This window comes from Arthrobacter sp. alpha11c (assembly GCF_054149985.1).
This window is the reverse complement of the sequence record NZ_CP196747.1, coordinates 3,072,782-3,085,540: the sequence shown is the minus strand read 5'-3', so window position 1 is coordinate 3,085,540 and position 12,759 is coordinate 3,072,782. Positions and strand designations below refer to the sequence as shown.

General features: G+C 61.1%; 10 protein-coding genes. 8 read left to right on the top strand and 2 right to left on the bottom strand.

All coding sequences use genetic code 11. The annotated features are described in order from the left end of the window. Positions 1-61: 61 nt before the first annotated feature. The 8 genes from manD to ACTAQJ_RS14010 all read left to right on the top strand — a co-directional run bounded on the left by manD (position 62) and on the right by ACTAQJ_RS14010 (position 11,022). Entirely contained in the window at positions 62-1,291 is a 1,230-nt protein-coding gene (gene manD, locus ACTAQJ_RS14045) for a D-mannonate dehydratase ManD (RefSeq protein WP_431117894.1), read from the top strand. Beyond that, positions 1,281-3,578 carry a gluconokinase, GntK/IdnK-type gene (locus ACTAQJ_RS14040; RefSeq protein WP_498696965.1) on the top strand — a complete coding sequence of 766 codons (2,298 nt, stop codon included), beginning with the start codon at positions 1,281-1,283 and terminating at the stop codon, positions 3,576-3,578. The genes manD and ACTAQJ_RS14040 overlap by 11 nt, the downstream gene beginning before the upstream one ends. A 372-nt stretch (positions 3,579-3,950) precedes the next feature. After that, positions 3,951-5,075, top strand: coding sequence for a multiple monosaccharide ABC transporter substrate-binding protein (chvE, locus tag ACTAQJ_RS14035; protein WP_431117898.1), 1,125 nt, complete (start codon positions 3,951-3,953; stop codon positions 5,073-5,075). A 113-nt stretch (positions 5,076-5,188) separates the two neighbouring features. After that, complete coding sequence (gene mmsA, locus ACTAQJ_RS14030) at positions 5,189-6,718, top strand: multiple monosaccharide ABC transporter ATP-binding protein (protein WP_431117899.1); 1,530 nt, start codon at positions 5,189-5,191, stop codon at positions 6,716-6,718. Between the two features lie 5 nt (positions 6,719-6,723). Continuing rightward, complete coding sequence (mmsB, locus tag ACTAQJ_RS14025) at positions 6,724-8,007, top strand: multiple monosaccharide ABC transporter permease (protein ID WP_431117900.1); 1,284 nt, start codon at positions 6,724-6,726, stop codon at positions 8,005-8,007. Positions 8,008-8,164: 157 nt separating this feature from the next. Next, positions 8,165-9,190: a LacI family DNA-binding transcriptional regulator gene (locus ACTAQJ_RS14020; protein WP_431117902.1), complete on the top strand. Its 1,026-nt coding sequence runs from the start codon at positions 8,165-8,167 to the stop codon at positions 9,188-9,190. Between the two features lie 5 nt (positions 9,191-9,195). Further along, positions 9,196-9,780, top strand: coding sequence for an orotate phosphoribosyltransferase (gene pyrE / locus ACTAQJ_RS14015; RefSeq protein ID WP_216922127.1), 585 nt, complete (start codon positions 9,196-9,198; stop codon positions 9,778-9,780). A 105-nt stretch (positions 9,781-9,885) separates the two neighbouring features. Further along, positions 9,886-11,022 carry a thioesterase domain-containing protein gene (locus tag ACTAQJ_RS14010; RefSeq protein ID WP_498696959.1) on the top strand — a complete coding sequence of 379 codons (1,137 nt, stop codon included), beginning with the start codon at positions 9,886-9,888 and terminating at the stop codon, positions 11,020-11,022. Positions 11,023-11,062: 40 nt separating this feature from the next. Here ACTAQJ_RS14010 and ACTAQJ_RS14005 read toward each other — a convergent pair whose 3' ends face one another. Both ACTAQJ_RS14005 and ACTAQJ_RS14000 read right to left on the bottom strand, forming a co-directional pair. After that, a complete protein-coding gene (locus tag ACTAQJ_RS14005) occupies positions 11,063-11,800 on the bottom strand; it encodes a tyrosine-protein phosphatase (protein ID WP_498696958.1) in 738 nt (245 codons plus the stop codon). Positions 11,801-11,818: 18 nt separating this feature from the next. Next, positions 11,819-12,649 carry an HAD-IIA family hydrolase gene (locus ACTAQJ_RS14000; RefSeq protein WP_431117907.1) on the bottom strand — a complete coding sequence of 277 codons (831 nt, stop codon included), beginning with the start codon at positions 12,647-12,649 and terminating at the stop codon, positions 11,819-11,821. Positions 12,650-12,759 lie beyond the last annotated feature (110 nt).

Here is a 12,759-nt window from a genome sequence, read left to right as displayed (position 1 = left end):
GAACATCGCATTGAGGCGAGAAGGAACCCTTCAACCCAGCCAAATCCCGAAAGGAAAAGCTGTGAAAATCATTGCCGCTGAAGTCTTCGTGACCAGCCCCTCCCGGAACTTCGTCACGCTGCGCATCACCACGGAGGACGGTGTAACGGGCATCGGCGACGCGACGCTCAACGGCCGGGAACTCGCCGTCGCTGCGTACCTCAAGGAGCATGTGGCGCAGCTGTTGATCGGAAAGGATCCGCACAGGATCGAAGACACCTGGCAGTTCCTGTACCGCAGCTCATATTGGCGCCGTGGCCCCGTGACCATGGCCGCGATTGCTGCCGTGGACATGGCGTTGTGGGACATCAAGGGCAAGGTGGCCGGCATGCCGGTCTACCAGTTGCTCGGTGGTGCATCCCGTAACGGGCTGCGTGCCTACGGACATGCCTCGGGTTCGGACATCCCCTCGCTGTTCGACTCCGTTCGCGAGCATCTGGAACTGGGTTACAAGTCCATCCGGATCCAGACCGCGGTCCCAGGCATCAAGGCTGTGTATGGTGTGGCAGCGCAAGCCCAGGCCTCGGGTGAACGCTACGACTACGAGCCTGCCGGCCGTGGCAATTTCCCGCTGGAGGAGGACTGGGACACCCGCGCATACCTGCGGCACCTGCCTAGCGTTTTCGAGGCCGTGCGCAATGAGTTCGGCCCGGAAATTCCTTTGCTTCACGATGGCCACCACCGCATGACACCCATTCAGGCGGCCAAGCTTGGCAAGGCGCTGGAGCCTTATGACTTGTTCTGGTTGGAGGACTGCACGCCGGCCGAAAACCAGGAAGGGCTGCGCCTGGTCCGCCAGCACACCACCACCCCGCTGGCCATCGGCGAGATCTTCAATACCGTGTGGGACTACCAGACGCTCATCAAGGAACAGTTGATCGACTACGTCCGCGCGGCCTCGACGCACTTCGGCGGCATCTCGCCCTTGAAGAAGGTCATGGACTTCGCGGCCCAGTACCAGATCAAGTCCGGCTTCCACGGCCCTACGGACATCTCCCCAGTGGGCTTCGCTGCCCAGTTGCATGTTGGTTTGGCCATCCACAATTACGGCATCCAGGAATACATGCAGCACTCGGACAAGACCAACGAGGTCTTCCAGCAGTCCATGACGTTCAAGGACGGTTACCTGCACCCCGGAGACGAGCCCGGCATCGGCGTGGAGTTCAACGAGGAAGCAGCTGCTGCGTTCCCGTACCAGCAGGCGTACCTGCCGTACAACCGCCTCGTGGACGGCACGGTGCATGACTGGTAAAGCGGACATGACTGGTAAAGCGCAACCCCTCCAGCACATTGTGGTGATGGGCGTGGCTGGCTGCGGCAAAAGCACTGTTGGCGCAGCCGTCGCTGAGCGGCTTGGAGCTGAATTCCTCGACGGCGATTCGCTGCACCCGCAGTCGAACATCGAGAAAATGGCCTCGGGTACTCCGCTGAACGATGAGGACCGTGCACCATGGCTGGCCGAAATCGGGAGGCGATTCACGGCGTCGAACTCTTCTCTTGTTATTGCCTGCAGCGCCCTCAAGCGCGCCTACCGGGACATCATCCGCAGTGGGGATCCGTCCGTGGTGTTCGTGCACCTGCATGGCACGCGTGAGTTGCTGAACGAGCGCATGAACGCCCGGCCCGGCCACTTCATGCCAGCCTCCCTGCTGGATTCGCAACTCGCAACGCTTGAGCTGTTGCAATCCGATGAAGCCGGCTTGGTAGTGGACATCGATCAACCTGTGGAGGAGATCGTGGATTCAGTGAGCCTCACTTTGAACGGACATGCTGAAGCTGCGCGCCACCCCGCGGCGACGTTCCTGGTGGACCTCAAAGCTGCTCCCTTCCATCTTGACGACGCAGCTGTCGAATGGGTGGAGAACACCATCGGCTCAATGACCCTCGAGGAGAAGATCGGCCAGCTCTTCATCAACCACAACAACGACTACTCCCCGGAGTACCTCGACGACGTACTGGAGAAGTTCCACGTCGGCGCCATGCGATACCGGCCGGGGCCATCCAAGGCCGTGCAGCAACACATCCGCTATGCGCAGTCGAAGACCCGTATCCCGCTGCTAATAGCTTCAAATCCTGAGATGGGCGGCGCGGGCAGCTGCGATGATGGCACGTTTGTGTCCACCCACCTGCAAGCAGGTTCACACCCGGATAAGTCCATAGCCCGGCAAATGGGCCAGGTGGCCGGTGTCGAAACCGCTGCCTTGGGCTGCAATTGGGCTTTCGCGCCGATCGTGGATATTCACTACAACTGGCGGAACACGGTCATCTCCACCCGCGCCTTCGGGAACACCCCGGAGATAGTGGTGGAACGGGCAAAGGAGTACTTCGACGGCATCAGCGAATCGCCCACCGTCTGCGCCATGAAGCATTTCCCTGGCGACGGTATTGATGAACGCGACCAGCATGTGGTCACGTCTTACAACACCTTGGGCTATGAGGAGTGGAACCGGACGTACGGCCACGTCTACCGCGAAATGATCGGTCACGGAGTGCAGTCGATCATGATCGGCCACATCGGAGCCCCTGAGGTGTCCCGGCACTTCCGTCCCGGTTTGTCCGATGCTGAAATCTTGCCGGCGACACTCGCTCCGGAACTGTTGCAGGATCTGCTGCGGGGCGAGCTCGGCTTCAACGGGTTGGTGCTGACGGATGCATCCCTGATGGTCGGGCTGACGCAAGCAATGAAGCGCAAGGACCTTGTTCCGGCCACCATCGCAGCGGGTTGTGACATGTTCCTGTTCTTCCGCAACGGTGAAGAGGACTTCCAGTACATGGTGGACGGCTACAAGTCGGGTGTCATCACCGAGGTCCGGCTGCACGATGCCTTGCGGCGGATCCTGGGGTTGAAGGCAAGCCTGGGATTGCACCGGATTGAGCGTGAGCAGCTGGTGCCATCCGCGGAAGCATTGGCTGTCATCGGCAGCGACGCACACCGCGCAATTGCCGCAGACGTTGCGGACAAGACAGTCACGCTTGTCAAGGACACAGCCCAGAACCTGCCCATCACCCCGGAAACACACAAGCGCATCCGGCTCTATGGCATTTCGGGTGGGGCTGACTTCACCCGCGCCGATCCCTTGGCCTACCTGGACACCGTTAAGGAGGAGCTTGAAGCCGCGGGTTTTGAGGTGCACGTATTCAAAACAGCGGAGCAACGTGAAGCTGTGGGGGAATCCGGCATGAATTTCATGAGGGTGCTCGCCGAGGAAGCAACGGGCGACTACGCGGAGAAGTACGACGCCGCGTTCGTGTTCGCCAACGTCAAGGGCTTCGCGCAGGAGGCGGCAATCCGGATCAAGTGGTCCTCGCCGATGGCCGCCGAGATTCCCTGGTACGCCACCGAGGTTCCCACCGTATTCATTTCCCTCAATCAGCCCAACCATCTGATCGATGTACCCATGGTCAAGACCGCCATTCATGCTCATGCAGGAACGCGTGAGGCCATTCGGGCCACCATCCGGAAAATCCAGGGCAAATCCCGGTTCCAGGGAACGTTCAACGAGAACGTCTTCTGCGATTCGTTCGATACCCGGCTCTAGCCCCGCGCTTCGGACGGGGTAGTCGCCGCCGTCGAAGGATCACGGTCCTGGGCCGATGCACTGGAAGCCCGGCACTGCCCACAAGGCGGTGCCGGGCTCCTCCCTTTGGTGCCGAAAGCATGAAATGGGAAAGTGTGAACGCTAACAACGTTGTAAATCAAGAATTCCGGATGAGGTTCCTACCTGCAATCATTTTGTGATCCAATCCACTTGACCGACGGTATTGTTAGCGTTCACAATGGCAGTCGTATCACCTTGAAGTAGCCTGTGCCGCCCCCAGCGCACAGGCCAACCCAGCTTCACCGTGCCGGACGCGCAGATGCTCCGGCTGCATCAGAGTTCGCGGCAAAGCTGCCGCGGAAGGAGAGCATCGTGAGATTAAAGAAACTCCTGGGCGCCGTAGCGGTTGTCCTTACCTTGACCGTGGGAGCCACGGGCTGCGGTAGCCGCGGAGGAGCTGCAGAATCCAGCAGCACCGCCAAGCCCAGCGATTCGCTGGTCGGCATTTCGATGCCGACGCAGACGTCCGAGCGTTGGATTGCCGATGGCGCCAACGTTGAGAAGTCCTTGAAGGACCTTGGTTACAAGACTGACCTTCAGTTCGCCAACGATGACATCCCTACGCAGGTCTCCCAGATTGAGAACATGCTGACCAAGGGCGCCAAGGCCCTGATCATCGCAGCAATTGACGGCACCACCCTGACCGACGTCCTGGCCAAGGCCAAGGAACAGAACGTCAAGGTCATCGCCTACGACCGCCTCATCAACGGAACACCGAACGTTGATTACTACACCACCTTCGACAACTACACCGTGGGTGTCCAGCAAGCTACGTCACTGCTCACCGGCCTTGGCCTGGTGGACGCAAGTGGCAAGAAGGTTGACGGCAAGGGCCCGTTCAACGTGGAGCTCTTCGCCGGAAGCCCGGATGACAACAACGCCAACTTCTTCTGGACTGGCGCCATGGACACCCTCAAGCCCTACCTGGATGCAGGCACCTTGAAGGTTCCCAGCGGCCAGACCAAGTTCGAGCAGGCAGCCATCCTGCGCTGGCAGGCACCCGTTGCACAGAAGCGCATGGAAGACATCCTGACCTCGGCTTACAGCTCCGGCACCAAGCTTGACGGCGTGCTCTCCCCGTATGACGGCCTCTCCATCGGCATCATCTCGGCCCTGACCAGCACCGGCGGCTACTCCACCGGAAAGCTGCCGGTAGTTACCGGCCAGGACGCTGAAAAGGGCTCCGTGAAGTCCATCATCGCCGGCGAGCAGTACTCCACGATCTTCAAGGACACCCGCCAGCTCGGCGCGCAGGCCGTGAAGATGGTCGACGCCGTGCTCAAGGGTACGGAACCGGAAACCAACGACACCAAGACCTACAACAACAAGGTCAAGGTTGTTCCGGCCTTCCTCCTGAAGTCCGTCATCATCACCAAGGACAACTACAAGAAGGAACTCATCGACTCGGGCTACTACAAGGAATCCGACGTCAAGTAAGCATTCCTTCGGGTTGTGGTCCCGCTTCTGAAGCGGGGTGGGACCACAACCCACCATGAGCCGGCCGAATCCCCGGCCAGGCAAAGTTTCCAACCAGTCAGTGGGAATTGACGATGAACGTACCCATTCTTCAAATGCGAGGAATAACCAAGACCTTCCCCGGGGTCAAGGCCCTTCAGGACGTCACCCTGGATGTAAACCGTGGCGAAGTCCACGCCATCTGTGGAGAGAACGGCGCCGGGAAATCCACCCTGATGAAGGTATTGTCCGGGGTGTACCCGCACAACTCCTTTGACGGCGACATTCTTTTTGAGAACGAACCCTGCGAATTCAACAGCATCTCGGACAGCGAGAAGCGCGGGATCGTGATCATCCACCAGGAACTGGCCCTTAGCCCATACCTTTCCATCGCTGAGAACATTTACCTCGGCAACGAGCTGGCAAACAACGGCTGGGTGGATTGGCGGAAAACCAACCTCGAAGCCGCCAAGCTGCTTGCCCGCGTGGGACTGAGTGAAAACCCCGTCACACCCATCCAGCACATCAGTGTTGGCAAACAGCAGCTGGTGGAGATTGCCAAGGCACTCTCCAAAGAGGTGAAGCTCCTCATCCTGGACGAGCCAACCGCTGCGCTGAACGATGAAGACTCGGACCACCTGCTGGACCTCATCCTGCACCTCAAAGGCCAGGGTGTCACCAGCATCATCATCAGCCACAAACTCAACGAGATCCGCAAGGTGGCTGACGCCGTCACCATCATCCGCGACGGCAAGTCCATTGAGACCCTTCGGCTGGACCAGGGCCAGATCACCCAGGAACGCATCATCCGCGGCATGGTGGGACGTGACCTCGAAAGCCTTTATCCGGACCGGACTCCGAACATCGGCGAGGAAGTCCTCCGCATTGAAGACTGGACCGTTCAGCATCCCCAGGACCACAGCCGCACCGTGGTGCACAATGCCAACATGAATGTCCGCAAGGGCGAAGTAGTGGGCTTGGCCGGCCTTATGGGCGCGGGCCGCACCGAGTTGGCCATGAGCGTCTTCGGCCGGACGTATGGACGTGCCGTGTCGGGCAAGGTCTACAAGTACGGCGAGGAGATCAACACGTCCACCGTTTCTGACGCGATCGATCACGGCATTGCCTACGCCACCGAGGACCGCAAGCACTATGGCCTGAACCTGATCGAGGACATCAAACGGAACATCTCCATGGCGGCGCTGAACAAGCTGGCCAAACGAGGATGGGTTGACGGCAACAAAGAAACCACCGTTGCCAATCACTACCGCAAGAGCATGAACATCAAGGCGCCGTCCGTGGCAGCCATCACTGGCAAGCTCTCCGGCGGTAACCAGCAAAAAGTCGTGCTGAGCAAGTGGATGTTCTCGGATCCGGACGTGCTGATCCTGGACGAACCAACCCGGGGCATCGACGTCGGCGCCAAGTTCGAGATCTACACGATCATCAATGAACTCGCGGCCGCCGGAAAAGCCGTGATCGTGATCTCCTCGGAGCTGCCTGAGCTCCTGGGCATTTGCGACAGGATCTACACGCTGTCCGCAGGGCACATCACAGGCGAGGTCCCCATCGCCGAGGCCACCCAGGAAACCCTCATGCACTTCATGACTCAAGAGAAGGAATAGCCAACATGTCCGCCCTACGAGAATCCCTTGGCTTCCTCACAAGCCGCCTCCGCCAGGTTGGCATCTTCGTCGCCCTGATCCTGATCGTTATCCTCTTCCAGGTCCTGACCAACGGCATCCTGCTTGAACCGCAGAACGTCAGCAACCTGGTGGTCCAGAACAGTTACATCCTGATCCTCGCCATAGGCATGGTGATGGTCATTATCGCCGGTCACATCGACCTCTCCGTCGGATCCATCGCCGGGTTCATCGGTGCTGTTGCCGGTGTGATGATCGTGCACTGGGGCTGGGCGTGGTGGCTCGCCATCCCGGCTTGCCTCCTGGTAGGTGCCTTGGTGGGTGCCTGGCAGGGTTACTGGATTGCCTATGTGGGCATTCCCGCCTTCATCGTCACCCTGGCCGGCATGCTCATCTTCCGCGGCCTGACGCTCATCACCCTGAAGAACCAGCAGATCACCCCGTTCCCCAACGAGTTGCGGGCGCTCGGTGGAGGCTTCCTCCCGGATATCTCCGGCGGCACATCCGTACTGGAATGGCTGACCGTCATCCTGGGAGTTGGCGGCACCGCAGCCATCCTCTTCCAAGCCATCAAGGAACGCCGGGTCCGGCGCAAGTTCAACCTTGAGAATGAGCCGATGGCATGGTTTGCGGTCAAGAACGGCTTCATTGCCGTGCTGATGCTCATCATCACGTTCCTGCTGGCCAGCTACCGTGGAACGCCGATTGTGCTGATCGTGCTGGCAGTCCTGGTGATCCTGTACTCGGCATTGATGAACAACAGCATCTTCGGGCGCCACACCTACGCCATTGGTGGCAACCTGCATGCAGCAGAGCTCTCCGGCATCAAGACCAAGAAGGTCACCTTCCGGCTGTTCGTCAACATGGGCGTCCTCGCCGCGTTGGCCGGCCTGGTGTTCACAGCACGCCTGAACTCGGCCCAGCCTGCAGGCGGTACCGGATTTGAACTGGACTCCATTGCTGCCGCCTTCATCGGTGGTGCGGCCGTCCAAGGCGGCATCGGTACCGTTGCGGGAGCAATGATCGGTGGCCTCATCATGGGCGTCCTGAACAACGGTATGTCCATCCTTGGCCTGGGAACGGACTACCAGCAGCTCATCAAGGGCCTGGTTCTCCTCCTTGCAGTCGGCTTCGACATCTTCAACAAGAACCGGACGGGTGCTGGTGGAGGATCCTCAATCAGCCGCCGCTTCAAGTGGAAGACCACGCCTCCGGCAACCGAAGCTACCAAACCTGCCACGACTGAACCTGTGCGGGTAGACGCCAAATAGCAAAATCCCTGGGATTGGCCTGCATCCTGCTCCGAGCTGAGCTGACCTGCTCAGAGTGGAGAGCCGGGTGCGGGCCAATCCTGCCCAAGACCGCCATACGAATCCATAAAGTGAGGTGCGGATGTCTCCCGGGGCAACACCGAGCAGGCCACCCGTCATGGGGGATGTAGCCAAGTTGGCCGGGGTCTCGCACCAGACCGTTTCCCGTGTCCTGAACAACCACCCCAACGTGAGCGGGAAGACCAAGGAACGCGTGGAATCGGCCATCGCGAGCCTTGGATACAGGCGCAACACGGCGGCGCGCAGCCTGGTGACGCGGCGGTCCCGGACCATAGGCGTGCTGGCCTGCGAAACCGGCCAGTACGGACCCGCAAATACGTTGCTGGGAGTCGAACAGGCAGGCCGGGAAGCAGGGTATTTCGTCAGCATCGCCAATCTCCGCGAAGTGACCGGCGACAGCATCAACGACGCCATCGCCCATTTTCGCAACCAGTCAGTGGAGGGGGTGGTCATCCTGGTCCCGCATCCGGATGTCCTGGCTGCCCTCCGTGACGTTGCCGTACCGTTTCCTATGGTTGCCGTGGGCGCAGGAACCGGGAACCAACTGACGGGTGCTTCACTGAACCAGCGTTTGGGAGCTCGGTTGGCTGTGGAACATCTCATCGGGCTCGGACACCGCCACATCGGACACATTTCCGGGCCGCCGCATTGGATTGACGCGGCTGAGCGCATCAAGGGATGGCAGGAGGCACTCGGCAACGCTGGCTTGGAGGCCCACGTTCTTCTCCAAGGGGGATGGGATGCCGCCTCGGGATACGAAGCAGGCCTGGCGCTCATCGAACAACGCAAACTCGACGACCAGCCCACTGTCACCGCCGTCTTTGTTGCGAACGACCAAATGGCTGTGGGAGTCCTTCGCGCCCTCCAGGAAGCCGGGTTGCGGGTCCCGGAAGACATCAGCGTGGTGGGTTACGACGATCAGCCCGAAGCTGCGTTCTTCCTGCCGCCACTGACCACCATCAAGCAGGACTTTGAAGAACTCGGCCGCCGTTGCATGTCCGCGGTACTCCACCAGTTGGAAAGCGAAGCAGGCAACGAGGAGCAGATCGTGAATCCCCGGCTGGTTGTCCGCTCCACTACTGCTGCCCCTGCGCTCAGCCCAGCTCGGTCGCCACTAAACTAGAAGCCATGACTTCCACCAGTACCCCCGCAGCAGACACTGCAACCGCCCGTGCCCGCCTTCTTGAACTCATCAAAGAGTTGGCGGTGGTCCGCGGAAAGGTGATCCTCTCCAGCGGCAAGGAAGCTGACTACTACATCGACCTCCGCCGCATCACCCTGCATCACGAGGCCTCCAAGTTGGTGGGCCAGGTCATGTTGGCAATGATCGACGACGCCGGGATCCCGGTTGAGTGCGCTGGCGGACTCACCATGGGCGCCGACCCCGTAGGTACCGCTGTCATGCACGCCGCCGCCGACGCCGGCCGCGCCGTGGACGCCTTCGTTGTCCGCAAGGCCCAGAAGTCGTACGGCATGGGCCGCCAGGTGGAAGGTCCCTCGGTTGAGGGCCGCAACGTGGTTGTCCTCGAGGACACGTCCACCACCGGCGGGTCCGCACTGACCGCCGTCGAGGGCGTCCGTAAGGCCGGCGGCAATGTGGTGGCCGTCGCCGTCATTGTGGACCGCGATACCGGCGCCAAAGAGAAGATCGAAGCCGAAACCGGCGTGCCGTACCTCTTTGCCTTCGGCAAGGACGAGCTGGGCCTCAACTAGGGAGTTTGTGTACGGGCGATGCCCCTAAAAGCGTATTTTAGGGGCAACAACTGTGCACAAACTACGGGGCTGTAAGGCAGTGCCCGCGAAGCCTATGCTAGCTGCGTGGACGTTCAAGTAGGGAAGCTCCAGGCTCCGCCGGAGGTGAACGAAAACCTCCCGGGCCAGGGCTCTGCCATGCCCGGAGCCGGATCAGTTGATGCTGCCGATCCGGCTGACTGGGCACGGATCCTGCCCGACGTTTCGCGGATAAAGCGGATATCGCGCCGCAACTTCCTCATCACTGCAGGGGTTTCGCTGGCGCTGGCCGGAGACATGCTGTTTACCCGGCGCGTGCAGGCCGAGCGGCGGGCCACCAAGATCCTCCGCGTCCCGGACTCATACTCGGATCTCTACTTTCCCAAGTCCAGTTGGATCCTTTTCCCCGGGTACAAAACCAGCTGGGAAGAGGCGCAGTGGATCCTGAACTCACTGCGCCCTGCCCTTCACCAGCGCGGCCGCCTTGCCGCCGTCGGGTATTCCAACCTTGGCCTGGACGTTGATGAGATCGTCCGCGAAGTCATTCTCCACGTGCGCGAGCTGGGGCTGGAGAGGCTGTATTTCTACGGCCACAGCTTCGGTGGAATGCTAGCCACGCAAGTCGCCGCCCGCCTCCTGGAACTCCATGGTGTGGAGACCCAGCTGATAGTCCTGGATTCCAGTCCCTTTAGCCGATCGGATGTGCTGGATCAGAGCTGGTTCGACGGCGTGGTGTTCCTTTATGAGAATGGCTTCCGTATCCCGTCGGTCCTGCGCGGCGGCTATGAACTGGGGGAGCGGGTGGCCCACAAGGACGAACGGACCTGGCGGCAGATCCTGGACCAAAGCCTGGAGCAGCTCTCGCCGATCGCCCCCTCCAGCGTGCTGATCCAGACGGAGTCTGCGTACATCTACCACTTCGATGGCTTGCGTCTCGCCGGCAAAATCGGGGCGGCCAAAATGGCATTTCTCGGCAACTCCAAGGACAACACGGTCAACTACGAGTCCGCCCGCGCGGGGTGGAGCAAAGTCTTCGCGGCGAACATGAAGCTTCCCGTGCTCAGCACGGAGGGTGCCCGGCCTGCTCATGCCAGCCCGCAGTGGAGTTCCGACGTTTACAGGCCCCTACTAGAGCGGGTCCAGAATGAGCTGGAACCGCTGCCGCCTGCACCTGAGGAGCCGTCGTACCAGGAGCCAAATGGGCGGGTTATCCGGCCGGCGTAGGTTTTCTTGCTGCGTTTGCGCTGCATCACCCCTCAGCGCTTCAACCTCGCAGCGCTTCAACCTCGACGGCGGTAAGGCCCGCCTCGTGCAGGAAGCCGCGGGCGTCCCCGAACTCCCGTGCGAAGCCGACCAGGAAATGCCGGATCGCGGCCTCAGGGCTTTGCAGGATCATGAGGTCAGGGCTGAAGTACTGCGCGGGCGTGGAGGGGACGTGAAGCCGCCACGTCTCGGCCATGACCTGCAGCAGGTTTGGAAGGTTGCGCGTGGTGGCCGTGTAATCCTTCACCACGGCCTCGTCCGATTCGCCCGCGGCCATGAGTGCAATCGCCGACACCACACCAGTCCGGTCCTTGCCCAGCGAACAATGAACCAGCGTGCGCTTGCCTTCCGCGACGGGACGCAGGGCATCGGCAACCCACTCGGGCCGGACGCGGATCCAGCCCAAATACAGGTTCCCCAGGTCCTCCGGAGTTTCCACCGCCTGCAGCGACCCCGCCACTGCGTTCGGATCCAGGGGATTATGGATGAGCTCGACGCCGGGTGCGGCGACGGCGGTCCTCCCGCCACCGCCGTCGGGCTTGGTCGCGTTCGAAGGAGAGGAACCGTCCGGAACCAGCCACGGAACCAAGGACCGCTCGAGCTCGCTGCGCAAGTCCATGATGGCCTGGATGCCATGCTCCGCCAGGAACCCCGATGTCGCGGCAGCATCCAGGCCAAACGGCTGGCTCCCCCTCAGTATCCGGCCGCCGGCCAGAGGACGGAGGTTGAGCACAGCCATGACAGGACTCCTTTGGCTTTAGATCTGGCTCTTGAGGTCGGCCACGGAGTTCAGGATCTGGTTGGGTCGGAACGGGAAGGACACGATTTCCTCGCGCTGGGTGATGCCGCTGAGCACGAGGACTGTGTGGAGCCCGGCTTCCATTCCTGCCACGATGTCGGTGTCCATGCGGTCGCCGATCATGGCGGTGGTCTCCGAGTGGGCGTCGATCTGGTTCATGGCCGAGCGGAACATCATGGGGTTCGGCTTGCCCACAATGTACGGCTCGCGGCCCGTTGCCTTGGTGATCATTGCCGCGATTGCGCCGGTTGCCGGCATGGGCCCGTCCTTGGAAGGACCGGTGGCATCGGGGTTGGTTGCGATGAAACGGGCGCCGGCAAGGATGTGCCGGACGGCCATGGTGATCGCTTCGAAAGAGTAGGTGCGGGTCTCGCCGAGCACCACGAAGTCAGGTTCCGTGTCCGTGAGGATGAAGCCGGCCTCGTGCAAGGCGGTTGTCAGGCCGGCCTCGCCGATGGTGTAGGCGCGGTTGCCTGAATCAGAGGACTGGACTTGGTCCTTGAGGAACTGGGCGGTGGCCAGCGCGGACGTCCAGATGTTCTCCTCCGGAACTTCCAGCCCGGAGGCGCGGAGGCGGGCTGCGAGGTCGCGCGGGGTGAAGATGGAATTGTTGGTCAGGACAAGGAAGCGCTTGGACGTATCCACCCAGCGCTGGATGAGCTCGGCTGCACCGGGGATTGCCTGGTTTTCATGAACCAGCACGCCGTCCATGTCCGTGAGCCAGCATTCGATTTCGTGGCCGTTCCGGTAAACCGACGCGGACGTGTGGGGCGTGGATTCTTCTGCCATATTTGCCTCCGGCTGGGATTGGTCATGCACTGCCTCCCAGTCTTTCATTATTCGCAGCGGGAGACATCCCGTGGTTCCCGTGGCGTTAACTATAAACTCAGTGTATAGAT

Coding starts and splice junctions, on each gene's coding strand:
- ACTAQJ_RS14040 (WP_498696965.1), top strand. CDS start 1,281: ATGACTGGTAAAGCGGACATGACTGGTAAAGCGCAACCCCTCCAGCAC.
- mmsA (WP_431117899.1), top strand. CDS start 5,189: ATGAACGTACCCATTCTTCAAATGCGAGGAATAACCAAGACCTTCCCC.
- mmsB (WP_431117900.1), top strand. CDS start 6,724: ATGTCCGCCCTACGAGAATCCCTTGGCTTCCTCACAAGCCGCCTCCGC.
- ACTAQJ_RS14020 (WP_431117902.1), top strand. CDS start 8,165: ATGGGGGATGTAGCCAAGTTGGCCGGGGTCTCGCACCAGACCGTTTCC.
- pyrE (WP_216922127.1), top strand. CDS start 9,196: ATGACTTCCACCAGTACCCCCGCAGCAGACACTGCAACCGCCCGTGCC.
- ACTAQJ_RS14005 (WP_498696958.1), bottom strand. CDS start 11,800: ATGGCTGTGCTCAACCTCCGTCCTCTGGCCGGCGGCCGGATACTGAGG.
- ACTAQJ_RS14000 (WP_431117907.1), bottom strand. CDS start 12,649: ATGGCAGAAGAATCCACGCCCCACACGTCCGCGTCGGTTTACCGGAAC.